Below are 23,770 nucleotides of genomic sequence, written 5' to 3' on the forward strand. Positions count from 1 at the left end.
CCACTCTAGGAGATCCGCGGGCTGCGCGTGCTGAGCGAGGTCAACGCCGAGACGCTTTGCGTAGGACCGAGGGGGACGCCCAGTCCTTGCTTGCGAACCGCATGGCACCGTGCCTTGCCGGTTCGCGAGCAAGCTCGCTCCTACAGGGGGTTCCCGGCGTGCTCAGGAGCGGACTTCGTCCGCGATCGATTTCCGCTCGCGCCGAGCGGACCGGTAGCCCATCGCGGACAGCGTCCGCTCCTACGCAAGTCCGATCATTCCAGCCAGCGCCGGCCCTGCAGTTCCAGCAGGGTCTGCGCCTGTTCCGGCCCGTTGCTGCCGGCGGGGTAGGGGCGCGGGCTCAGGTAGTGCTCGTGCCAGCCCTTGATGATCGGGTCGACCCAGCTCCACGCCGCTTCCACCTCGTCGCGGCGCATGAACAGAGTCGAGTCGCCTTCGATCACGTCCAGCAGCAGGCGTTCGTAGGCGTCCCAGCGGCGCTTGTGGGTGCTGAAGGCCTGGGCGAGGTTGAGGTCCAGCTCCACTGGTTCCAGCTGCATGCCCTTGCCGGGGGCCTTGGCCATCAGTTGCACGCTGATGCGCTCCTCCGGCTGCAACCTTATCCACAGGCGGTTGGCGGCGCCGGCGCCGCTGCCGATCAGGCTGTTGGGGACCGGCTTGAACTGGATGACGATTTCCGAACACTTCTTAGCCATGCGCTTGCCGGTGCGCAGGTAGAACGGCACGCCGGACCAGCGCCAGTTGTCGATTTCTGCCTGAACGGCGACGAAGGTCTCCGTATCGCTGTCGTTGTCGACATTTTTCTCGAACCAGTAGGCCGGCACTTCCTGCCCGCCAATATGCCCGGCGGTGTACTGGCCACGCACGGTCTTGTCCTGCACGTCCTGCCCGGAAACCGGCCGGAGCGCCTGGAGGATCTTCACCTTCTCGTTGCGCACCGCCTCGGCATCGAAGCGCACCGGCGCTTCCATGGTCACCAGGCAGAGGAGTTGCAGCAGGTGGTTCTGCACCATGTCGCGCATGGCCCCGGCATGGTCGTAGTAGCTGCCGCGGTTCTCCACACCCAGGGTTTCGCTGACGGTGATCTGCACGTGGTCGATGTGCCCGTTGCGCCACACCGGCTCGAACAGGGTGTTGGCGAAGCGCAGGGCCATGAGGTTCTGCACGGTCTCCTTGCCCAGGTAGTGATCGATGCGGAAGACGCGGGATTCGTCGAACACCTCGCCGATGGCCTGGTTGATCGCCACCGCGGACTCCAGCGAATGCCCCAGCGGTTTCTCCAGCACGATGCGCGCCAGCGGCCCGGCCAGGCCGGCGATCTTCAGGTTCTGCGCAATCGGCGCGAACAGGCTCGGCGCGGTGGCCAGGTAGTGCACCAGCACGCGGCCTTCCGTGCGCTTGAGAGCCTTGGCCACGCGGCCGAAGTCGGCGCTTTGCGAGGCGTCCATCGCCACGTATTCCAGGCGCTGGGCGAAACTGCGCCAGGCCTCGGCGGAAAAGTCGCTGCGCGCCACCTGGGCGCGGCAGTTGCGTTCGGCCAGGGCGAGGTAAGCGGCGTTGTCGCGCTGGCTGCGGGCGAGGGCGAAGATCCGCGTGTCGGCCGGCAGGCGATTCTCCCGGTGCAGGTGGTAGAGCGCCGGCAGCAGCTTGTGCAGCGCCAGGTCACCGCTGCCGCCGAACACCAGGATGTCGCAGGAGCTGGGAAGACTAGGGCTGGCAGGCGTATTCAAGACTTATTCCCTGGGCGTGGCGGTTAGTTTTGTAGTATAACTACAACAAGACTACATAAATTTCAGACAACTATCACCGAGCCTATCCCTGTGAACCTTTTGCAGCACATTGCCCAGTCGCGTCATCTGCTCCGCAAGTCGGAGCTCAAGGTTGCCGATCACGTGATGCAGGACCCTGCATCGGTCATGCACAGCTCCATGGCGGACCTCGCCCATAGCGTGGGCGTCAGCGAGCCGACCATCGTGCGCTTCTGCCGCGCCATCGGCTGCACCGGCTTCCAGGACCTCAAGCTCAAGCTGGCGCAGAGCCTGGCTGCCGGCGCCAGTTTCGGCCAGTTCTCGATCAACGAGAGCGACTCGGTGGCGGACTTCAGCCTGAAGATCTTCGACACCACCCTGCACTCGCTGATGGAAGTGCGCGAGAACCTCGACACCCACGCCCTGGAGCGTGCCATCGCGGCCATCGCCCATGCCCAGCGCGTCGAGTTCTACGGTTTCGGCGCTTCCGGCGCGGTGGCGGCGGATGCCCAGCACAAGTTCTTCCGCCTGCTGCTGTCGGCGGCGGCCTACTCCGACCCGCACATGCAGGCCATGTCGGCGGTGACGCTGAAGCCTTCGGACGTGGCGATCTGCATCTCCCAGTCCGGCCGCTCCAAGGACCTGCTGGTGACCGCCAACCTGGTGCGCGAAGCCGGCGCCACGCTGATCACCCTGTGCCCCAGCCAGACCCCGCTGGCGGACCTGGCCACCGTGAACCTCGCGGTGGATGTGCATGAAGACACCGATATCTACACCCCGCTGACCTCGCGTATCGCCCACCTGGTGGTGATCGACGTGCTGGCGATGGGCGTGGCCATGGCCCGCGGCCCGGACCTGGTGAACCACCTCAAGAGCGTGAAGCGCAGCCTGCGCAGCCTGCGCCTGTCGCCCAAGGTGGTGAAGAACCACGAGGAGCGCCCGGAAGAGGCGTCCTGAGACCATGCCTGTAGGAGCGAGTTTGCTCGCGAACAGAGCTAGCCGGGTGTTCCAGGGCTGAGCGGTGCGCGAGCAAGCTCGCTCCTGCAAAAGCCCGCCGCCTGGGTTGGCCGATGTAGCGGCTCGCCGACCGCCCGTCGGCGTCACCGGCGCTTCACCACCACGTCGTCAAACGGTCATCCGTCGTCAGCATGCTGGCGTCTCCAGCCCTTCGGCCTTGGGAGATGCGAGATGCCCCGCCATATCGACGACACCCAGCTCCAAGTGGATAGCAAGACCCGCCGCAAGCTCGAAGACCAGCGGCGCATGCAGTTCCGTCGCGCCATCGAGGACCGCATGGAGGCCCAGCGCCTCGCCCTCGAAACCTCCGATTACCCGGACCTGATCGCCGCCGCCTACCTCACTTCGGCGAAGGCGGGCCGGCGAAGCGTTCGGCAAGCTGGCTGATCAGCGCCCGCTCTTCACGGATGAAGGCGACGAACGCCTGGGCCACCGGGCTCAGGCGCTTGCCGCGTGCGTGCACCAGACACCAGCTGCGGTAGAGCGGCAGCTCTTCCACCGGCAGTTCGTGGAGCAGCCCGGACTGCAGTTCGCGGCTCACCGCATGGCGTGGTAGCAGCGCCAATCCCAGTCCCGCCAATACCCCTTCCCGTGACCCCTCCAGCGAGGCGAATTCCAGCGTCTGCGCGAAGTGCGCGCGTTTCTGCTGGAAGTGTTCCTCACAGGCCTTGCGCGTACCCGAGCCGGGCTCGCGGATCAGCAGCGGATAGGGTTCCAGGTCCTTCAGCGAAAGCTTGGCGGCGTTGCACAGCGGGTGGTCCGGCGGTGCCACGGCGACGATGGGGTTGTTCAGGAAGGGCAGGAATTCCAGCGCCATGTCCTGCGGCACCAGGGACATGATCACCAGGTCGTCGCGGTTGTCCGACAGGCGCTTGATCACCTGGGCGCGGTTGACCACCGTGAGGTTCAGGCTGACGTCCGGGTGCTGTGCGTGGAACGCGGCGAACAGGTGCGGGGTGATGTACTTGGCGCTGGATTCCACCGCCAGGCGCAGCTGGCCCTGCAGCGAGCCCTTGAGGTCGGAGAGGTTCATGTCCAGCACTTCCAGGCGCTGGAAGATGTCGGTGGTGGCGCGCAGCAGGGCGTCGGCGGCATCGGTCTGGTAGAGCTTCTTGCCGATGTACTCGAACAGCGGCTGGCCGACCAGTTCTTCGAGCTGGCGGATCTGCAGGCTGACCGCCGGCTGGGTCAGGGCCATTTCCTCGGCGGCGCGGCTGTAGGAACGGCTTTCGCACACCGCACGGAAAACCTGCAGCTGGCGAAGGGTCATACGCATCAATGACTTACGCATAGAAGCCTGCTCGATGGCGACATTTTCCAGCGACTATAAAGCATTCTTTATGGCTACCCCAATAATTATTGATTTTGGTTAATCCTCCCTCCCGCGCTAGGGTAAAAACACGCCGGAACCCGCTCCGGCCACGCAATATCCACAAGAGAATCCAGCTGCCGTGTCCGGGGCTGCCGATGGGTTTTTACGCCGGGGTCCAAAAGGCCCGGGCCGAGGGAAAGCCGCAGTGATCAAGAAAATCCTGATCGCCAACCGTGGGGAGATCGCTGTCCGGATCGTGCGCGCCTGCGCCGAGATGGGCATCCGTTCGGTGGCCGTCTATTCCGATGCCGACCGTCACGCCCTGCACGTCAAGCGCGCCGACGAAGCTCACAGCCTGGGCGCCGACCCGCTGGCGGGTTACCTCAACCCGCGTGCACTGGTGAACCTGGCGGTGGAAACCGGCTGCGACGCCCTGCACCCGGGCTACGGCTTCCTCTCCGAGAACGCCGAGCTGGCCGATATCTGCGCCGAGCGCGGGATCAAGTTCATCGGCCCGTCCGCGGAAGTCATCCGCCGCATGGGCGACAAGACCGAGGCGCGCCGCAGCATGATCGCCGCCGGCGTGCCCTGCACCCCCGGTACCGAAGGCAACGTCGCCGACCTGGCCGAAGCCTTGTCCGAGGCCGAGCGCATCGGTTACCCGGTGATGCTCAAGGCCACTTCCGGTGGCGGCGGCCGCGGCATCCGCCGCTGCAACAGCCGCGAAGAGCTGGAGCAGAATTTCCCCCGCGTGATTTCCGAGGCCACCAAGGCCTTCGGCAGCGCGGAGGTCTTCCTCGAGAAGTGCATCGTCAATCCGAAGCACATCGAGGCGCAGATTCTCGCCGACTCCTTCGGCAACACCGTGCACCTGTTCGAGCGCGACTGCTCGATCCAGCGCCGCAACCAGAAGCTCATCGAGATCGCCCCCAGCCCGCAGCTGACCCCCGAGCAGCGCGCCTACATCGGCGACCTGTCGGTGCGCGCGGCCAAGGCCGTGGGCTACGAGAACGCCGGCACCGTGGAGTTCCTGCTCGCCGATGGCGAGGTGTACTTCATGGAGATGAATACCCGCGTGCAGGTGGAACACACCATCACCGAGGAAATCACCGGCATCGACATCGTCCGCGAGCAGATTCGCGTGGCGTCGGGCCTGCCGCTGTCCGTGAAGCAGGAAGACATCATTCACCGCGGCTTCGCGTTGCAGTTCCGCATCAACGCCGAAGACCCGAAGAACAACTTCCTGCCGTCCTTCGGCAAGATCACCCGCTACTACGCGCCCGGCGGCCCCGGCGTGCGCACCGACACGGCGATCTACACCGGCTACACCATCCCGCCGTACTACGACTCGATGTGCCTGAAGCTGGTGGTCTGGGCGCTGACCTGGGAAGAGGCGCTGGACCGTGGCCTGCGGGCGCTGGACGACATGCGCGTGCAGGGCGTGAAGACCACCGCCGCCTACTACCAGGAAATCCTCAAGAACCCGGAATTCCGTAACGGCCAGTTCAACACCAGCTTCGTCGAAAGCCACCCGGAACTGACCCAGTACTCCATCAAGCGCACCCCGTCGCACCTGGCCATCGCCATCGCTACCGCCATTGCCGCCCACGCTGGCCTGTGAGGAATTCGTACATGACCGTTTCCAAGAAAGTCACCGTCACCGATACCATCCTGCGCGACGCCCACCAGTCGCTGCTGGCGACCCGGATGCGCACCGAAGACATGCTTCCCATCTGCGACAAGCTCGACAAGGTCGGCTACTGGTCGCTGGAAGTCTGGGGCGGCGCCACCTTCGACGCCTGCGTGCGCTTCCTCAAGGAAGACCCGTGGGAGCGCCTGCGCAAGCTCAAGGCCGCGCTGCCCAACACCCGCCTGCAGATGCTCCTGCGCGGGCAGAACCTGCTGGGCTACCGCCACTACAGCGATGACGTGGTGCGCGCCTTCGTCGCCAAGGCGGCGGTCAACGGCATCGACGTGTTCCGCATCTTCGACGCGATGAACGACGTGCGTAACCTGCGCGTCTCCATCGAGGCGGTGAAGGCTGCCGGCAAGCACGCCCAGGGCACCATCGCCTACACCACCAGCCCGGTGCACACCATCGACGCCTTCGTCGCCCAGGGCAAGGCGATGGCCGACATGGGCGTGGACTCCATCGCCATCAAGGACATGGCCGGCCTGCTGACGCCCTACGCCACCGGCCAACTGGTCAAGGCGCTGAAGGACGCGCTGCCGCTGGACGTGGTGGTGCACTCCCACGACACCGCCGGCGTGGCCAGCATGTGCCAGCTCAAGGCCGTGGAAAACGGCGCCGACCGCATCGACACCGCCATTTCCAGCATGGCCTGGGGCACCAGCCACCCGGGCACCGAATCCATGGTTGCCGCCCTGCGTGACACGCCGTTCGATACCGGCCTGGACCTGGAGCTGATCCAGGAAATCGGCATGTACTTCCACGCCGTGCGCAAGAAGTACCACCAGTTCGAGAGCGAGTTCACCGGCGTGGATACCCGCGTGCAGGTCAACCAGGTACCGGGCGGGATGATTTCCAACCTGGCCAACCAGCTCAAGGAACAGGGCGCGCTGAACCGCATGCCCGAAGTGCTCGCGGAAATCCCCCGCGTGCGCGAAGACCTGGGCTTCCCGCCCCTGGTCACCCCGACCTCGCAGATCGTCGGCACCCAGGCGTTCTTCAACGTGCTGGCCGGCGAGCGCTACAAGACCATCACCAACGAGGTGAAGCTCTACCTGCAGGGCCGTTACGGCAAGGCGCCGGGCAAGATCAATGAGCAGCTGCGTCGCCAGGCCATCGGCAACGAGGAAGTCATCGACGTGCGCCCGGCCGACCTGATCAAGCCGGAGCTGAACAAGCTGCGCGAAGAGATCGGCAGCCTGGCCAAGTCCGAAGAGGACGTGCTGACCTTCGCCATGTTCCCGGACATCGGCCGCAAGTTCCTCGAGGAGCGCGCCGCCGGCACCCTGAAACCCGAAGAGCTGCTGCCGATCCCCAACGGCAAGGGCGTCGCCGCGGCCGGCGGTGAGGGCGTGCCGACCGAGTTCGTGGTCGACGTGCACGGCGAGAGCTACCGCGTGGACATCACCGGTGTCGGCGTGAAAACCGACGGCAAGCGCCACTTCTACCTGTCGGTGGATGGCATGCCTGAAGAGGTGGTGTTCGAGCCGCTCAACGAGTTCGTCGGCGGTGGCGGCAACAAGCGCAAGCACGCCAGCGAGCCGGGCCATGTCAGCACCACCATGCCGGGCAACATCGTCGACGTGCTGGTGAAGGAAGGCGACAGCGTGAAGGCCGGCCAGGCCGTGCTGATCACCGAAGCGATGAAGATGGAGACCGAAGTGCAGGCGGGCATCGCCGGTACCGTGAAGGCCATCCACGTAGCCAAGGGCGACCGGGTCAACCCCGGTGAGATCCTGGTTGAAATTGAAGGCTGACCAAGGACAGACGGGTCTTTAAGGTTCAGTCCCACGGGGGAGCACGATGCTCCCCCTTTTTTTGCCCGCAGGTTTTTCAGCCGACGGCGCGTTTGCTTGATCTGCGTCGGAAACTTCCTTCAGAAACCCATTAGCGTCGACGCTGGGAAAACTGACCAGGGTGCGGTGATGGGGAGAGTCGTTCTGTGGTGGGTGCTGCTGTGTGCGAGCGCCCAGGCATTGGGGCAGTCATCGGAGTTGATGGATCGGCTCGCGGCCCTGGAACAGGACCCGGCCAAGCGCGAGCAGGCCTATGCCGCCGCCGAGGAGCGCATCCTGCTGTGCAGCAAGTGCCACGGCAAGGATGGCAACAGCAAGCGCGACTACATCCCCAACCTGGCCGGGCAGAACCCGCAGTACCTGTTCGATGCCTTCGAGAAGTACGTCGACGGCCAGCGCACCGACTTCGTGATGAACCAGGCGGCCAAGCTGCTGACGCTCAACGAGCGGGTGAACATCGCTTACTACTTCAGTCAGCAGAAGGTCCTGCCTCGCACGGAAGCCGCGCCTGACGCGGCGGAGATCGAGCAGGGCGCCCAGCGTTTCGCCACGGTCTGCGTGACCTGCCATGGCGTCCAGGCGCTGGGCCACGACGGCTTCCCGCGCATTGCCGGGCAGCCCAGGCCTTACCTGACCCACGCGCTGCAGCGCTACCGTGACAAGGATCCGAGCCGCGCCGGCTCGCCGATGCTGGCGGTAGCCGGGTTGCTCAGCGATGACGACATCAAGGCGCTGACCGCTTACCTCAGCCAACTGCGCCCCTGAATCAACCAGCCGCCCTGCGGCGGCTGGCTGGGGGGCGCTGTAACGGTGGGTGAAGCCTTACTGCTGCTTGTCTTCGGCCGGCTTGTCGGCGGTCTCGGGTTGCGCTTGCGGAGCGGCTTGTTCCTCGGTGGAAGCGGGTGCGGGCTGCGCAGCCGGCGCAGCTTCAGGTTCCGCCGCGGGCTTGGCTTGCGGCTGGGTGGCGGCAGCGGGCACAGCGGTCTGCGAGGTCGGCTCGGGTTTCTTGTCGCAGGCGGCGAGGACGGCGCAAGCGGCGATCAGGAGGCAAAGCTTTTTCATGAGGGTGCTCACTCATCGAGGGTTGGCGAATGCCGGTCGGTTGACCGGGGCCGCAAGCTTTGCCGTGTCCGTGGTGTGAGGCCATTTGTCGTGCTCCGAGAATGGCCGGGAAATTTCCGATTCACCCGTGTTAAAGGCTCAAAGGAAAAAGCCCGGCGGAGGCCGGGCTTTTTCGTCGCGCGCTGTCCAGGTCAGAACGCCATCTGCCACTGGGCGATCAGCGCGTGGTTCTGCGTGTTGCTGCCCATCTGGCCGCTGTAGCCGATGCCAACGCTATGGCGCGCCGACACGCCAACATCGAAGCCGACGTCCAGCAGCAGGCTGTTGCGATCCAGCGCGGTGCCCTGGACGCTGAAGGCGTCGCCACCGGCGAGGAAGGACTGGCGGGTTTCGCTGTCGATGTCGCCGAAGGTGTGGCGCCAGCCCAGGCCCAGGCGCGGGGTGAAGCTCATGCCGTTGCTCAGGGTGTCCAGGCGGGCGATGCGCAGGCCCAGGGTGCTGCTCAGGTTGTCCTGGTCCTGGGAGTCGACGTGCAGTGCGGCGGCGCCGCCTTTCTCGTTATACGAATCGCGCTCGTAGCGCTGGTAGTCCAGGCGCGCATAGGGCTCGGCGCTCAGCCGGCCGCTGCCCATGGCGTAGCCGGTCTCGGCGAAGGCCTGCCAGCTGTCGGCGTCGTAGTCGCCCTTCGGGCGATCGCTGAAGCCGTCGAACTCGACCCGGCGTTTGCTCTCGCCGTCGTGGCTGCTGTAGGCCGCGCCCAGGCGCACGGCCAGCGGGCCGTTCTGATGCAGCGCGTAGGCGCCCAGGTGCCAGCTGTCGATATCGCCGGAAACACCGCCGCTGCCGTCCAGGTCGGTGTGCGAGTAGCCGCCCAGTACGCCCAGGCGCCAGTCCGGGGTCACCGCCCAGTCGGCGCCGAGCAGGGTGCCGCCGGTGTTCTGCTGCAGGTCGCCGCCGTTGTCGTGCTCGTCGAGCTTGCCGTGGCTGCCGATGCCCTGCACCCACAGGCGGCCGGCGGCGCTCGGGTCGTTGAGGTTGCGCGCTGCGCTGGGCACGCCGGTGGCGGCGAGCATCGGCGTATCGCCGCGCTCGGTGGCTGCCAGCAGGCTGCTGCTGCCCAGTTGGCGCACGGCGTTGAGCATGGCGCTGCCAACCTGCTGGCTGCCGGCGATGGTCGCGGCAGCCAGGCTGGCGTTGCTGGCGCCGGCCAGTTGCTCCAGGGCGGAAGTGGCGTTGCTCGCGTCGCTGGTGACCAGCGCGTTGTACAGCGCCCCGCCGTTCTGGCTCTGCAGGGCGGAGGCGGCGTTGCGGCCGTTGCTGCTGCTGGCCAGGTCGCCGAACTGCACGTCGTTGCGGGTCAGTTGCAGGTCGACGCTGTTGCCGCTGTAGCTCAGGGTCGGGGTGAGGAAGGCGAAGTTGCTCTTCACGTCGGCGAACTGGCCGCTGACGCCGCCGGTGGCGCTGATGACCTGCACACTGCTCTGCCACGGCCAGTTGCCGCTGCCGGCCTGCACGGCGAGGTGCGAGCCAGCGATGCTGGCGGTGCCGTCCACCTGCACGGTGGCGTGGGCGCCGCTGGGCTCCACGCCGAAGGACAGGGTCGAGCCGCTCTGCAGGTCGAGGTTGCCGGTGACGTGGGCAGCGCCCAGGGCCGGCGAGGCGATCAGGGTGCCGGCGACGTCCAGGCCACCGACACTGCCGTTGCCCAAGTAGGTGGCACCCCGGTCGATCTGCAGGCTGCCGAGAATGCTGCCGGTGTTGCTCAGGCTGGCGCCGCTGAAGACTTCGCCGCCTTCGCTGAAGTCGTTCTCGCTGGAGAGGGCCCAACTGCCCTGTTTCACGTCCAGCCATTCGAAGTGGGTGCTGTTGCCGAAGCTGCCGCCGGCGGCGTCGTCGAGGGTGACGGTGTCGCGACCGCTGCCGCCGTCCACCAGGCCTTCGAAGCGGCTGCCGGAGAGCAGCACCAGGCTGTCGTTGCCGCCGCCCATTTCCAGGGCGATGCCGTTGCCGCCGTGGATCAGGCCGTCGTTGATCACGGTGTCGTCGAGGTCGCCGGAGAAGGTCACGCCCGAGGAGGATTCGCCGGAAATCGTGCCGTGGTTTTCCAGGGTGGTGGAGCTGAAGCCGCTGTTGCCGTTGCCGTCGTCGACCAGGATGCCGCGGTCGACGCTGCGGATGACCGCGCCGGCGTAGTTGATGATGGTGCCGCCACCCATGGCGATGCCTTCGCTGCCGTTGGGCGAGCCATCTTTCGAGCCGGCAGCTCCCAGGCCTTCGATGATGCCGTGGTTCTCGATGTGGCCGGTGTAGTCGATGTCCACGCCATCGCCGTCGCCGTCCGGCACCAGGCCGTTGTAGGCGCCGCTGATGCGGCCGTAGTTGATCACGGTGCCGTCGCCGTCGGAGCCAAAGCCCGAGCCGTTGCGGCCGATGATCACGCCATCTTCATAGTTGATCAGGGTGGCGCCCACATCGGTGGTGATGCCGTGGCGGCCGCCGCTGATCAGGCCGTGGTTTTCCACGTGGCCGCCCGCGGCACCCTGGAAGTCGATGCCGTCGTTCTTGGTGTCGGCAGTGACCATGTCGGAGCTGCTGATCTCGCCGTAGTTGGTGATGGTCGCGTTGCCGCCGGGGCGGATGGCGTCGTTGCCGTCGCTGTGGATGACCCCGCTGGCGCGGTTGATGATCGTGGTGGTCGCGGCGCTCTGCAGCTTGTCCAGGTCCAGCGCCTGGCCGGTGGCCGAGCTGATGCTGCCGGCGTTGTCGATCAGCAGGCTGCCGGCGCTGAACGGATTGTTCATGCGGATGGCGTCGTCGTAACCGACTATCCGGCCGCCTTCGCGGTTGATGATCTGGTAGAAGCGCGTGGTGCTGTCGCTGCCGGAGGTGTCGACCACGCGGCCGGTGGTGGACTGCAGCAGGCCGCTGTTGTCGATGACCACGCCGCTGCCGGTGGCTGCGCCCTTGAGGTCGAGGCTCTTGCCGCTGGTGACCAGGCTGCCGGTGCCGGTCACCGTCAGGGTGTCCTGGTTGGCCAGGGTGCGGCTGCTGGTCTGCGCGTCGTTGATGATCGGCGATACCGGAACGGCATGGGCGGTTTCGGCGGCCAGGCTCGCCAGCACGACGGCGATGCTCAGCGCGAGCGGGGAGGGCTTGTGCAGCATGGCAGGGCGTCCTTTTTCTTATCGAAGTGGCCGCCTGTTATAGCGATGGATTCTTACGCTTTTGTAACGCCGCTGGCCTTGTGCCTTGCCTGCGGGTCCAGCGGGAAAGCGAGAAACCTTATATACTCTGCGGTCTTTTGATCGTTTCCACTGTGAGAACCGCCGTGAGCCAGCTGCCGCCCTGCCCCCAATGCAACTCCGAATACACCTACGAAGACGGCGCCCAGCTGGTCTGCCCCGAGTGCGCCCATGAGTGGTCCGCCGATGCATCCGCCGAGGCCGACGGCGACGCGCGCGTGATCAAGGATTCGGTCGGCAACCTGCTGCAGGACGGCGACACCGTCACCGTGATCAAGGACCTCAAGGTCAAGGGCTCGTCCCTGGTGGTGAAGGTCGGTACCAAGGTGAAGAACATCCGCCTGGTCGACGGCGACCATGACATCGACTGCAAGATCGACGGCATCGGCGCGATGAAGCTGAAGTCGGAGTTCGTGAAGAAGGTCTGAGCCTTCCTCGCCTCCATGAAAAAGCCCGGCCATGTGCCGGGCTTTTTGTTGCCTGCCCCTTGCCGCGGGCGGCTTTGTGTAGGAGCGAGCTTGCTCGCGAACCGCCCAGCTTCGGTGCATGCTCGGGGCCCTGTTCGCGAGCAAGCTCGCTCCTACAGGCGACCCATGCCCCTTCGAAAACGGGTCTGAGGCACTTATTCCTTGTAGTAAACGATCTGGTTGCTGGTCGCCAGCAGCGCGCCGGACTCGCTCCAGAGCTGGGCGCTCTGGTCGAAGAAGCCGTTGCGGAATTCCTGGGCGCGGGCGTCGCCCAGCAGGTAGCCGGTGCCGACCTCCGCCAGTTGCGCGGCGTCGGTGTGGAAGTAGGTGGTGATCGACACGGTGCCGGCCGGTACTGGCGTGGCGCGGCGCAGCCAGACGCGCGGATAGAAGATGTCGCTCAGCGCCGCCAGGGACAGGAAGTCCAGCGGGCGCGGTTGTGCATCGCGCAGCCAGAGCTGGCTGCGGCTGGTCTCGCCAGTGCCGTCCCATTTCGTCGGGAAGGCGCCGGAGACCGGGCGCATCTCGTACTGCCTGGGCCAGGCCACGCCCTTGGCGGCCGGGCTCATCGGCTCGAAGTCGCTGGCCGGTGCGAGGTTCGGGAAGGGCAGGTCGGTCAGGCTCCAGGTCTCGCGGCGCAGCGCGGTGACCAGGGTGGCGGTGGTGGTGACCTGCTGTTCGCCGGCTTCATCGGCCTGGGTCAGTTGCAGCAGCCAGTGCTGGGTGGAGCGGTTGGTGCGCACCGGGATGGCTTCGACCTGGAAGGCGCCGGCCACGACCGCCGCGGCGTAGTTCACTGTCAGCGACACCGGGCTGCCGAGCAGCTGCGGGTGACGCAGCGCGCCCTGCAGCAGGACCGCGGCGGTCACGCCGCCAAAGGGGCCGACCATGTTCCAGTAGTCCTGGCTGGTGTGGCCTTCGTAGAGGTTGGGTTGGCCAGCAATGGGTTGCAGGGCCACGGCGCGGTCGAACGGGTGCAAGGCGGTATCGGTCATGACTCTCTCGGCGCTTTTTGTTCTCGGGAGAGGCTCTATGTAGAGGAAAGCGCCGAGGCGGGTCAAGGATACCGAGCGGTCAGGGCGTGACCTCGAACCGCAGTGTGCCGATCACCTGGCCGGCCTCGGTGAGCACCTGCACCTGCCACTTGCCGCTGGGGTCGCTGGGGAAGTTCTGCTTGTGCGTCCAGGCGCGGTAGCCGGCTTCGCGGCCGCCCTTGATGTCCAGGGCGATGCGGTCGACTTCCTGGCCGTCCTTGCGCCAGGCGTGATAGATGCGCTCGTTCAGCCCGCGCGGCGCATTGATCGCGGTGTAGGCGTAGAGGCCCTGGCTCTTGATCTGCGCGACGCTGACGGTTTCCAGGCTGTCGCCGGGAGTGCGCTGGGCGTTGTCGAAGCTCTCGGTCACCGCCATCTCGGTCATCCACAGGGTCGACGGCGGCACCCAGGCGCGGGCGAACCAGCCCACCGCGCCGATGGACAGGGTCAGGCCGATGAGGGCGAACCAGCGCCACCATTTGTGGATCTTCACCGTCACCGCCAGGCTCGGGAACGACAGCAGCACGGCGATGCCCAGTGCCGCCTGGTAGCTCTGCGGGGTGCTCAGGTGAAGGATGATCGGCAGTGCGGTGAGCAGCACCGCGAACAGCGTCAGGGTGTGGTAGCCGAGGAAGGTCCAGCGCCGCACCGAGAGGAACTTGTAGTACACCGGGTCGGTGATCGCGGCGAGCCCCGCCAGCGTCAGCACGCCGGTGAACAGCGCCTGGCCGCTGTTCCAGGTGGTGGTGACGAAGAAGAATGGCAGGCAGAAGAACAGGCTTTCCTGGTGGATCAGCTGGGTCGCGTAGCGCAGCAGGCCCGGCGGCACTTCCCAGCCGAAACGGCGCTTGAAGCGGTCGGTGAGCAGGTTTTCCAGCATCAGCCAGATCCAGCTGACCAGCATGACGATGGCCATGGCGCGGGCGAAGCCGGCGCGGTGGCGGTCCACCATGATGAAGCTGAAGACGCCGGAGCAGAAGCCGAACAGGGCGATCACGCGCGGGTAGCGCTGCAGCAGGCCGAGGACGAGGGTGATGAGGCGCTGCACGCGCTGTTTCCAGATCAGCATGGGGCGGGGTATGACGAAAACGAAAGGGGGCGAGATTGTAACGCCGGATGTCGGTGAGGGGCACGGGGAGTGACGGGAGGGTTTGGCGGCTGGGATGAGCGCCCTCTCCCCAGCCCTGGCTGCGCGCCCCGCTCTGAAGGGAGAGGGGACTGTTCCGAGCGCGTTGAGGCACTAGTGCTCGCCGGTTGACTGTGAAGTGAGCCGTTGCAGAGGACTGCTCCCTCTCCCTTCAGGGAGAGGGCGGGGGAGAGGGCAAGTCCCTGCGCCGAAGTCGGTTCGCGAGTAAGCTCGCTCCTACGCAGAGCAAAGAGCGGGCATCAGTGCTTCCCGCTCAACTCCTCCCGCGCGAAGTCGACGAACAGCTGCGCCGGCTTGGTCAGCTGGGCGCGCTTGAGCCAGGCGGCGACCAGCCCGGAGGCGCTGACGTCCTCGGCGATGTTCACCATCACCACTTTCTTGCCGTCGTAGGTGCACTCCGAATGCGGGCGGGTGACCAGCACCGAGAAGCCGAAACCCTGGCCGACCATGCCGCGCACCATCTCGATGGAGGGCGAGCTGAAGGCGATGTGCGGGTTCAGCCCCAGTTCCTCGAAGATGCGCACGAAGTAGGTGCGGCTGGGCTGCACGTCCAGCAGGATCATCGGCTCCAGCACCAGGTCGCGCAGGGACACCTTGTCCTGCTTGGCGAAGCGGTGGTTCTCCGGCAACAGCGCGTAGGGGCGCTGGGCGGGCATCAGCGGATCGGTGGAAATAGTCGCGTCGAGGTCATGCTCGTAGAGCAGCGCCAGGTCGAAGCGGCCGGCGGTGAGCCCCTGCACCAGCTCCTGCTGCTCGCCGTCGCTGATGCGGATTTCCACGCCCGGATAGCGCTCGCGAAAGCCCGAGATCAGCCGCGGCAGGTAGAGCGGGGCGACCGTCTCGAAGCAGCCGATGTCGATCTGCCCGGCGACCACGTCATTGTCGGCCAGGGCGTTCTGCTCGAACTCGTGGGCCATGCGCAGCAGTTCCTGCGCCTTGCGGTAGAAGCGCGCGCCACTGGGGGTGAGCGACACGCCCTGGGCGTGGTGGCGGATGAACAGCTGCACGCCGAAGCTTTCTTCCAGCCCCTTGATCGCGGTGGAAATGGACGGTTGCGCGATGTACAGCTTGCGCGAGGCCTCAGCCACGCTGCCGCACTCCACGGTGGTCACGAAATACTTCAGTTGCCGCAAGGTATAGGAAGCCACTGCACGCCTCGTTGATGCTTTTTTATACAAGATACCGCGTTGGGCCGGCCGGCGGGGGCGGCCCATGGCGAAGATTTTCCTCGCCGGGGACCACATTTTTCATGGCCTTGGCCGCCTGCTGCGTCCCTCCGGGCGCGGGCATACTCCGCCCAGACCCGAAATGCACCCTGCAAATCCCGTACACGCGGACTGGAGTAAAGCCCATGCGCATGGCCCTGTGGCAGACCTGCGGACTTCCCGGCGACATCGCCGGCAACCTCGACCAACTGGAGCGCCAGGCCGGTGCGGCCGCTGCTGCCGGCGCGCAACTGCTGCTCTGCCCGGAGCTGTGGCTGGGCGGCTACAACGTCCCGCAGCGGATGAACGAGCTGGCCGAAGCGGCGGACGGGCCATCCGCCCGGCGTATCGGCGAGCTGTCCCGGCGCTTCGGGCTGGCCATCGCCTACGGTTACGCCGAACGCCATCCGCAGGGCGGCAAGCCGTACAACTCGGTGCAGGTGATCGGCCCGACCGGCAACGCGCTGGGTCACTACCGCAAGGCGCACCTGTTCGGTGCCATGGAGCGCGAAGTGTTCAGCGCCGGCGATGTGCTGGAGGCTCCGTTCGATTACGCCGGCTGGCGTATCGGCCTGCTGATCTGCTTCGACGTCGAGTACCCCGAGGCGGTGCGCACCCACGCGCTGAACGGCGCCGGGCTGATCCTCATCCCCACTGCGCTGACGCCGGAGTACGGCGCTGTGCCGGGCGTGATCGTCCCGGCGCGGGCGGTGGAGAACCAGTTGTTTGTCGCCTACTGCAACCACTGTGGCGTGGAGGACGGGCTGGCCTTCCTCGGCGGCTCCTGCATCGTCGCGCCGGACGGCGAGCGCCTGGCTGCCGCCGGGCCCGCGGAGAGTCTGCTGATCGTCGACCTGGACCCCGAGCAGCGTGCTCGCGAGGCCGAGACCTTCCCCTACCTGGCGTGCCGCCGCCCCGAGCTGTACGAGGCGCTGACCCGCTGAATACGGGCCCTGCAGCGGTGCGCAGGGGCGCACCGCGATGGCGCGCCGTGCTCCGGGCTGGTGCGAGGCTGCCCAGCTTTTTCATATACCCCGAAGACAAATTTAATAATTTTCCTTGGCAAGGCCTTGGGCGACCATCCAATCCACATTCCAACAACAACGATCCTCTACGGAGTGCCCTGGTGTACGAGCTCAACGATTGGCGGCAGCGTGCTGCCCGGCAGACCTTCATCGACAGCGCGCTGATCGGCGGCCGCCGCGTGGCTGCGCAGGACGGCGCGACCTTCGCGTCCATCGACCCGGCGACCAATCGCCTGCTGGCCAATGTCGCCGCCTGTGGCGCGGCCGAGATCGACGCCGCCGTGCGGGTCGCCCGCCAGGCCTTCGAAACCGGACCCTGGGCGCGCATGGCGCCGCGTGAGCGCAAGGCCGTGCTGCAGAAGCTCGCCGAGCTGATGATGGCCCACCGCGACGAACTGGCCCTGCTCGACACCCTGAACATGGGCAAGCCGGTGATGGACGCCTGGAACATCGACGTGCCCGGCGCCGCTGGCGTGTTTTCCTGGTATGCCGAAAGCCTCGACAAGCTCTACGACCAGGTCGCCCCGACCGCGCAGAACGCCCTGGCCACCATCACCCGCACGCCGCTGGGCGTGATCGGCGCCGTGGTGCCGTGGAATTTCCCCCTCGACATGGCTGCCTGGAAGCTGGCGCCCGCGCTGGCCGCCGGCAACTCCGTGGTGCTCAAGCCCGCCGAGCAGTCGCCGTTCTCCGCCCTGCGCCTGGCCGAGCTGGCGCTGGAAGCCGGCATCCCCGAAGGCGTGCTGAACGTCGTGCCGGGCCTGGGCGAAACCGCCGGCAAGGCGCTGGGCCTGCACCCGGACGTGGACGCCCTGGTGTTCACCGGCTCGACCCAGGTCGGCAAGTACTTCATGCAGTATTCCGCGCAGTCCAACCTCAAGCAGGTCTGGCTGGAGTGCGGCGGCAAGAGCCCGAACCTGGTGTTCGCCGACTGCCGCGACCTCGACCTCGCCGCTGAAAAAGCCGCCTTCGGCATCTTCTTCAACCAGGGCGAAGTCTGCTCGGCCAACTCGCGCCTGCTGGTGGAGCGTTCGATCCACGATGAATTCGTCGAACGCCTGATCGCCAAGGCCCGCGACTGGACGCCGGGTGACCCGCTGGACCCGGCCAGCCGCGCCGGCGCCATCGTCGACAACAAGCAGACCGCCGGCATCATGGCCTGCATCGACCGCGCCCAGGGCGACGGCGCGCAGCTCGCCTGCGGTGGCCGCCAACTGAGCTTCAACGGCTCGGACAACTTCATCGAACCGACCATCTTCACCGGCGTGCGCCCGGAACAGTCCCTGGCCCGCGACGAAGTGTTCGGCCCGGTGCTTGCAGTCATCCCCTTCGACAGCGAAGAGGAAGCCGTGCGCCTGGCCAACGACAGCATCTACGGCCTCGCCGCCTCCCTGTGGAGCGACGACCTGCACCGCGCCCACCGCGTAGCCCGCAAGCTGAACGCCGGTACCGTGTCGGTGAACACCGTGGACGCGCTGGACCCGGCGATTCCGTTCGGTGGCGGCAAGCAGTCCGGCTTTGGCCGCGACCTCTCGCTGCACTCGTTCGACAAGTACACCCAGCTCAAGACCACCTGGTTCCAGCTGCGCGACTGAAGACAAGGCAGGCTGCCGGGTTCGAGCCCGGCGCCTGAGCAACACCCGAATTCCCAACCGAACCGCTCGAGACGGCCGGTGAGACTGCCCAGGTAAGTCCGTCGCCCTCGATCCCCTGAAGACCCCTCAGGCCGGCTGCCGGAGCACCGCCGAGGGATAGAGGAGAAAGTCGATGACCGACAAGACCCGCGCCCCGCGCGACACCCGTGAATACCAGAAGGCCGATGCGGCCCACCACATCCATGCCTTCCTCGACCAGAAGGCGCTGAACGCCGAAGGCCCGCGCGTGATGGTGCGTGGCGAAGGCCTGCACCTCTGGGACAACGACGGCAACCAGTACATCGACGGCATGTCCGGCCTGTGGTGCACCAACCTGGGCTACGGCCGCAAGGACCTGACCGCCGCCGCCACCGCCCAGCTGGACGAGCTGCCGTACTACAACATGTTCTTCCACACCACCCACCCGGCGGTGATCGAACTCTCCGAGACCCTCTTCAGCCTGCTGCCCGACCACTACAGCCACGCGATCTACACCAACTCCGGCTCCGAGGCCAACGAGGTGCTGATCCGTACCGTGCGCCGCTTCTGGCAGATCGAAGGCAAGCCGCAGAAGAAGATCATGATCGGCCGCTGGAACGGCTACCACGGTTCCACCCTGGCGGCCACTGCGCTGGGCGGCATGAAGTTCATGCACGAGATGGGCGGCCTGATCCCGGACATCGCGCACATCGACGAACCCTACTTCTTCGCTGCCGGCGGTGACCTGACCCCGGCCGAGTTCGGCCGTCGCTGCGCCCTGCAACTGGAAGAGAAGATCCTCGAACTGGGCGCCGACAACGTCGCCGGCTTCATCGCCGAGCCGTTCCAGGGCGCCGGCGGCATGATCTTCCCGCCGGAAAGCTACTGGCCGGAAATCCAGCGCATCTGCCGTCAGTACGACGTGCTGCTGTGCGCGGACGAAGTGATCGGCGGCTTCGGCCGTACCGGCGAGTGGTTCGCCCACCAGCACTTCGGCTTCCAGCCCGACACCCTGTCCATCGCCAAGGGCCTGACCTCCGGCTACATCCCCATGGGCGGCCTGGTGCTGAGCAAGCGCATCGCCCAGGCGCTGGTGGAAGAGGGCGGCGTGTTCGCCCACGGCCTGACCTACTCCGGCCACCCGGTGGCGGCGGCGGTGGCGGTGGCCAACCTGCGCGCGCTGCGTGACGAAGGCTGGGTGAATGCAGTGAAGAACGACACCGGCCCGTACCTGCAGCAGTGCCTGCGCGAAGTCTTCGGCAGCCACCCGCTGGTGGGCGACATCCAGGGCACCGGCTTCGTCGCCGCGCTGCAGTTCGTCCAGGACAAGGCCACCCGCAAGCGCTTCGACAACGAGAACGACATCGCCTGGCGCTGCCGCACCATCGGCTTCGAGGAAGGCGTGATCATCCGTTCCACCCTCGGCCGCATGATCATGGCCCCGGCGCTGGTCGCCGGCCGTGCCGAGATCGACGAGCTGGTCGACAAGACCCGCCGCGCGGTGGATCGCACGGCCCAGGAAATCGGCGTGCTGTAAGCCGCTTTTCCTGTAGGAGCGGGCCATGCCCGCGATCCATCAGCGGTCGCGGGCATGGCCCGCTCCTACACCGCTCCAGCTTCACCACAACGCCGCGAGCGCGAAGACGCCCGCGCGATGGAACCCTTTTGCCCGGCTTCTGGCCGGGGGTACTGCCCAGCAACACAACAACGCCAATCCGGCTGTGGGAGTCGTTCCATGAAAGTGTCCTTGCTCACGCGCATCTCCATCACCTGTGCCCTCGCTGCCGCTGTCGGTAGTGTTAACGCCCAAGCTTCAACAGGAAGCCAAAGCATCACCGTCATCTCCTTCGGCGGCGCCACCAAGGCGGCCCAGGAGCAGGCCTACTTCAAGCCCTTCGAGGCCAGCGGCGCCGGCAAGATCGTCGCCGGCGAATACAACGGCGAGATGGCCAAGGTGAAGGCCATGGTCGACGTCGGCAAGGTCACCTGGGACGTGGTCGAGGTGGAAAGCCCCGAGCTGCTGCGCGGCTGCGAGGAAGGCCTGTTCGAGCGCATCGACCCGGCAGCCATCGGCGACCAGAAGAACTTCGTCCCCGGCACCCTCAGCGAGTGCGGCGTGGCCACCTACGTCTGGTCCATGGTCATGGCCTACAACGGCGCCAAGGTCGCCAAGGCCCCGCAGTCCTGGGCCGACTTCTGGAACACCGCCGAATATCCGGGCAAGCGCGGCCTGCGCAAGGGCGCCAAGTACACCCTGGAAATCGCCCTGCTGGCAGACGGCGTGAAGCAGGAAGATATCTACAAGGTGCTCGGCACCAAGGAAGGCGTCGATCGCGCCTTCGCCAAGCTCGACCAGCTCAAGGGCAACATCCAGTGGTGGGAAGCCGGCGCGCAACCGCCGCAGTGGCTGGCCGCCGGTGACGTGGTGATGAGCGCCGCCTACAACGGCCGCATCGCTGCCGCGCAGAAGGAAGGCGTGAAGCTGGGCATCGTCTGGCCGGGCAGCCTGTACGACCCGGAGTACTGGGCCGTGGTGAAAGGCACGCCGAACAAGGCGCTGGCCGAGAAGTTCATCGCCTTCGCCAGCCAGCCGCAAACCCAGAAGACCTTCTCCGAGAACATCCCCTACGGCCCCGTGCACAAGGGCACGCTGGACCTGCTGCCGGCGGACGTGCGCGACGCGCTGCCCACCGCGCCGGCCAACCTCGAAGGCGCCCGCTCGGTGGACGCGGCCTCCTGGGTCGACCACGGCGAAGAGCTGGAGCAGCGCTTCAACGCCTGGGCCGCTCGCTGATTTCCCTTTCCTGATCCGCGCCCGGCGCTTGCGCCGGGCCTGCCTTGCCAACGACGCGTGAGAAACACAATGACAACGACGCAAAACCAGGCGACGACGCTGGAGCTGAGCACCATCCAGCCCATCGCCGCACACGAACGACACGGCCGCGCCCGCGACCTCTTCACCATCTGGTTCGGCAGCAACATCATGCTGCTGACCGTGGTCACCGGCGCCCTGGCGGTCACCGTGTTCAAGCTGCCGTTCTTCGCCGCCGTGCTGGCGCTGGTGCTGGGCAACCTGGTGGGTGGCGTGTTCATGGCCCTGCACTCGGCCCAGGGCCCGCAGCTGGGCGTGCCGCAGATGGTGCAGACCCGCGGCCAGTTCGGCTCCTTCGGCTCCTTGCTGGTGGTCGCCCTGGTGGTGATCATGTACCTGGGCTTCTTCGCCTCCAACCTGGTGCTCGGCGGCCAGGCGCTGCACGCACGCTTCGAGGTGATCGGCACCAACACCGGCATCCTGCTGGTGGGCGCGATCAGCGTGATCGCCACGGTGTTCGGCTACCGCCTGATCCACGGCTACACCCGCGTGATGTCCTGGCTGTCCGGCGCTGTGCTGCTGGTCAGCTTCGTCTGGCTGGTGTTCGTCCACGGCCTGCCGGCGGACCTGCTGCAGCGCAACGAGAACAACATCCCCGGCTTCCTCGGCGCGCTGTCCATCGCCGCGCTGTGGCAATTGGCCTATGCGCCCTACGTCTCCGACTACTCGCGCTACATGCCGCAGGGCACCGGCGCGCGCACCGCGTTCTGGTCGAGCTACTGGGGCTGCTGCCTGGGCTCGATCCTGCCGATGCTGCTGGGTGTGCTGGTCGGCCTGTCGGTGGGCGAGGGCGACGTCATCGCCGGCCTGATCGAGATGACCGGCGGCTTCAGCGCCATCATGGTTGCGGTGTTCTCCATCGGCATCGCCGCCACCAACTCGATGAACCTGTACTGCGGCACGCTCTCGGCCATCACCGTCGGCCAGACCCTGCTGCCGTCCTGGTCGGCCCAGGCCGGCTGGCGCGCGGTGATCGCCCTGGCGCTGTTCAGTGGCTCCCTGGCCATCGCCCTGCTCGGCCAGGACAACTTCATGGCCAACTACACCAACTTCATCCTGCTGCTGCTCTACGTGCTGGTGCCCTGGAGCGCGATCAACCTGGTCGACTACTACCTGGTGGCCCACGGCGAATACGACGTGCTGTCGTTCTTCCGCCGTGACGGCGGCATCTACGGCACCTTCAACTGGACCGCGGTGAACTGCTACATCCTCGGCATCCTGGTGCAGGTTCCGTTCATGTCCACTGCGCTCTACACCGGTGCCGCCGCGCAGGCCATGAACGGTGCGGACATCTCCTGGGTCGTCGGCCTGGGCGTGGTCTCGCCGGTCTACTGGCTGTTCAGCCGCAAGCGCCAGCGCGCCCTGAAGGCGGCCCGCGCATGAGCCGTCGTACCGGGTTCTTCTTCGACGAGCGCTGCTTCTGGCACGCGACCGGGTTGCATGCGCTGATCCTCCCGGTCGGCGGCTGGCTGCAGCCGCCGGTGGGCGGCGGCCACGCCGAATCGCCCGAAAGCAAGCGCCGGCTGAAAAGCCTGATGGACGTCTCCGGCCTGAGCCAGCAACTGCACCTGTCCAGCGCGCCGCTGGCCAGCGAGGAAGACCTGCTGCGCGTGCACCCGGCGAGTTACCTGGAGCGCTTCAAGGCGTACAGCGAAGTCGGCCACGGTGATATGGGCGAGGAAACCATGGTCAGCCATGGCACCTACGACATCGCCCGGCAGTCCGCCGGCCTGACCATTGTCGCGGTGGACGCGGTGCTGCGCGGCGAGCTGGACAACGCCTACGCGCTGTCCCGCCCGCCGGGCCACCACTGCCTGCCGGATCGCGGCATGGGCTTCTGCTACCTGGCCAACATCGCCGTGGCGGTGGAGACGGCCAAGGCGCGCCACGGCATCCAGCGCGTGGCGGTGCTCGACTGGGACGTGCACCACGGCAACGGCACCGAGGCGATCTTCTACGGCCGCGATGATGTGCTGACCCTGTCGATCCACCAGGCCGACTGCTACCCCACGGGGACTGGCGCGGTGGACGACATCGGCGAAGGCGCGGGCAAGGGCTACAACCTCAACGTGCCGCTCTATCCGGGCAGCGGCGACGACGCCTACCGCGCGGCCATGGAGACGATCATCGTGCCGGCGCTGGAGCGCTTCCAGCCCGAGCTGATCGTGGTCGCCAGCGGCTTCGACGCCAACGGCGTGGACCCGCTGGCGCGGATGCTCGCCCACAGCGAAACCTTCCGCTTCATGACCGCCGCCGTGCGCGATGCCGCCGAGCGCCTGTGCGAGGGCCGGCTGGTCGTTGTGCATGAGGGAGGCTATGCCGAGGCCTACGTGCCGTTCTGCGGTCACGCGGTGATCGAGGAAATGGTTGGCGTGCGCACCGAAGTGGTCGACCCCTTCCTGCCGATGCTCGAAGGCCAGCAGCCGGACGCGGACTTCCGCGCCTTCCAGCGCCAGGCGCTGGAGCGGATGGCGGCGAAGCTGCTGGGCTGAGTGCCGCACCGTGGCAGCTCCACGGTAAGCCTGTAGGAGCGGGCCATG

Annotated in this window: 19 protein-coding genes and 1 pseudogene; 13 read left to right on the forward strand and 7 right to left on the reverse strand. The window is 66.7% G+C overall.

Annotated elements, in window-relative coordinates; all coding sequences use genetic code 11:
• Positions 1-254 precede the first annotated feature (254 nt).
• Positions 255-1,730, reverse strand: a complete 1,476-nt coding sequence (gene zwf / locus UB43_RS19120; RefSeq protein WP_045214015.1) for a glucose-6-phosphate dehydrogenase — start codon at positions 1,728-1,730, stop codon at positions 255-257.
• A 90-nt stretch (positions 1,731-1,820) separates the two neighbouring features.
• Between zwf and hexR the strand changes: the two genes are divergently transcribed.
• On the forward strand, positions 1,821-2,705 hold the full coding sequence (gene hexR / locus UB43_RS19125) for a transcriptional regulator HexR (RefSeq protein WP_045214017.1): 885 nt from the start codon (positions 1,821-1,823) through the stop codon (positions 2,703-2,705).
• A 231-nt stretch (positions 2,706-2,936) separates the two neighbouring features.
• Positions 2,937-3,152 carry a PA3496 family putative envelope integrity protein gene (locus tag UB43_RS19130; RefSeq protein WP_024766117.1) on the forward strand — a complete coding sequence of 72 codons (216 nt, stop codon included), beginning with the start codon at positions 2,937-2,939 and terminating at the stop codon, positions 3,150-3,152.
• Here the strand turns inward: UB43_RS19130 and UB43_RS19135 are convergent.
• Positions 3,106-4,041: a LysR family transcriptional regulator gene (locus UB43_RS19135; RefSeq protein WP_139092869.1), complete on the reverse strand. Its 936-nt coding sequence runs from the start codon at positions 4,039-4,041 to the stop codon at positions 3,106-3,108. The genes UB43_RS19130 and UB43_RS19135 overlap by 47 nt on opposite strands.
• 241 nt (positions 4,042-4,282) lie before the next feature.
• Between UB43_RS19135 and UB43_RS19140 the strand changes: the two genes are divergently transcribed.
• From UB43_RS19140 to UB43_RS19150, 3 genes are all read left to right on the forward strand, one after another.
• Positions 4,283-5,698 (forward strand): acetyl-CoA carboxylase biotin carboxylase subunit, encoded by a 1,416-nt coding sequence (locus UB43_RS19140; RefSeq protein ID WP_024766119.1) that lies wholly within the window; start codon positions 4,283-4,285, stop codon positions 5,696-5,698.
• Between the two features lie 11 nt (positions 5,699-5,709).
• The gene (gene oadA / locus UB43_RS19145) at positions 5,710-7,524 is read left to right on the forward strand and encodes a sodium-extruding oxaloacetate decarboxylase subunit alpha (RefSeq protein ID WP_045214021.1); all 1,815 of its coding nucleotides are present in this window, start codon (positions 5,710-5,712) and stop codon (positions 7,522-7,524) included.
• A gap of 168 nt (positions 7,525-7,692) precedes the next feature.
• The gene (locus tag UB43_RS19150) at positions 7,693-8,328 is read left to right on the forward strand and encodes a c-type cytochrome (RefSeq protein ID WP_045214023.1); all 636 of its coding nucleotides are present in this window, start codon (positions 7,693-7,695) and stop codon (positions 8,326-8,328) included.
• Positions 8,329-8,385: 57 nt separating this feature from the next.
• Here the strand turns inward: UB43_RS19150 and UB43_RS29840 are convergent, their stop codons facing one another.
• Together UB43_RS29840 and UB43_RS19160 are read right to left on the reverse strand one after the other, a co-directional pair.
• Entirely contained in the window at positions 8,386-8,625 is a 240-nt protein-coding gene (locus tag UB43_RS29840) for a hypothetical protein (protein ID WP_045214025.1), read from the reverse strand.
• Positions 8,626-8,816: 191 nt separating this feature from the next.
• Positions 8,817-11,789 carry an autotransporter outer membrane beta-barrel domain-containing protein gene (locus tag UB43_RS19160; RefSeq protein WP_045214028.1) on the reverse strand — a complete coding sequence of 991 codons (2,973 nt, stop codon included), beginning with the start codon at positions 11,787-11,789 and terminating at the stop codon, positions 8,817-8,819.
• A gap of 164 nt (positions 11,790-11,953) precedes the next feature.
• Here UB43_RS19160 and UB43_RS19165 point away from each other — a divergent pair, with 164 nt between their 5' ends.
• Positions 11,954-12,295, forward strand: coding sequence for a zinc ribbon domain-containing protein YjdM (locus UB43_RS19165; protein ID WP_045214030.1), 342 nt, complete (start codon positions 11,954-11,956; stop codon positions 12,293-12,295).
• A gap of 194 nt (positions 12,296-12,489) precedes the next feature.
• Here the strand turns inward: UB43_RS19165 and UB43_RS19170 are convergent, their stop codons facing one another.
• The 3 genes from UB43_RS19170 to UB43_RS19180 all read right to left on the reverse strand — a co-directional run bounded on the left by UB43_RS19170 (position 12,490) and on the right by UB43_RS19180 (position 15,663).
• Positions 12,490-13,329 carry an acyl-CoA thioesterase II gene (locus UB43_RS19170; protein ID WP_045214031.1) on the reverse strand — a complete coding sequence of 280 codons (840 nt, stop codon included), beginning with the start codon at positions 13,327-13,329 and terminating at the stop codon, positions 12,490-12,492.
• 79 nt (positions 13,330-13,408) lie between these two features.
• Positions 13,409-14,437 carry a DUF5924 family protein gene (locus UB43_RS19175; protein ID WP_045214034.1) on the reverse strand — a complete coding sequence of 343 codons (1,029 nt, stop codon included), beginning with the start codon at positions 14,435-14,437 and terminating at the stop codon, positions 13,409-13,411.
• A gap of 317 nt (positions 14,438-14,754) precedes the next feature.
• Complete coding sequence (locus UB43_RS19180) at positions 14,755-15,663, reverse strand: LysR substrate-binding domain-containing protein (protein ID WP_024766981.1); 909 nt, start codon at positions 15,661-15,663, stop codon at positions 14,755-14,757.
• Positions 15,664-15,866: 203 nt separating this feature from the next.
• Here UB43_RS19180 and UB43_RS19185 point away from each other — a divergent pair, with 203 nt between their 5' ends.
• The 7 genes and pseudogenes from UB43_RS19185 to UB43_RS19210 all read left to right on the forward strand — a co-directional run bounded on the left by UB43_RS19185 (position 15,867) and on the right by UB43_RS19210 (position 23,722).
• Positions 15,867-16,664: a carbon-nitrogen hydrolase family protein gene (locus UB43_RS19185; protein WP_045214038.1), complete on the forward strand. Its 798-nt coding sequence runs from the start codon at positions 15,867-15,869 to the stop codon at positions 16,662-16,664.
• Between the two features lie 182 nt (positions 16,665-16,846).
• Positions 16,847-18,340, forward strand: coding sequence for an aldehyde dehydrogenase (locus tag UB43_RS19190; RefSeq protein WP_045214041.1), 1,494 nt, complete (start codon positions 16,847-16,849; stop codon positions 18,338-18,340).
• Positions 18,341-18,384: 44 nt separating this feature from the next.
• Positions 18,385-18,500: pseudogene (locus UB43_RS30360) on the forward strand (hypothetical protein); the annotation flags it as partial.
• A gap of 12 nt (positions 18,501-18,512) precedes the next feature.
• Positions 18,513-19,895: an aspartate aminotransferase family protein gene (locus tag UB43_RS19195; protein WP_045214044.1), complete on the forward strand. Its 1,383-nt coding sequence runs from the start codon at positions 18,513-18,515 to the stop codon at positions 19,893-19,895.
• Between the two features lie 198 nt (positions 19,896-20,093).
• Positions 20,094-21,152, forward strand: coding sequence for an ABC transporter substrate-binding protein (locus UB43_RS19200; RefSeq protein WP_045214046.1), 1,059 nt, complete (start codon positions 20,094-20,096; stop codon positions 21,150-21,152).
• A 69-nt stretch (positions 21,153-21,221) separates the two neighbouring features.
• On the forward strand, positions 21,222-22,613 hold the full coding sequence (locus UB43_RS19205) for a cytosine permease (protein WP_045214047.1): 1,392 nt from the start codon (positions 21,222-21,224) through the stop codon (positions 22,611-22,613).
• Positions 22,610-23,722 carry a class II histone deacetylase gene (locus UB43_RS19210; RefSeq protein ID WP_045214050.1) on the forward strand — a complete coding sequence of 371 codons (1,113 nt, stop codon included), beginning with the start codon at positions 22,610-22,612 and terminating at the stop codon, positions 23,720-23,722. Before UB43_RS19205 ends, UB43_RS19210 begins: the two co-directional genes overlap by 4 nt.
• Positions 23,723-23,770: the final 48 nt, after the last annotated feature.

The organism is Pseudomonas sp. 21, assembly GCF_000955805.1.
Taxonomy (GTDB): Bacteria; Pseudomonadota; Gammaproteobacteria; order Pseudomonadales; family Pseudomonadaceae; genus Pseudomonas.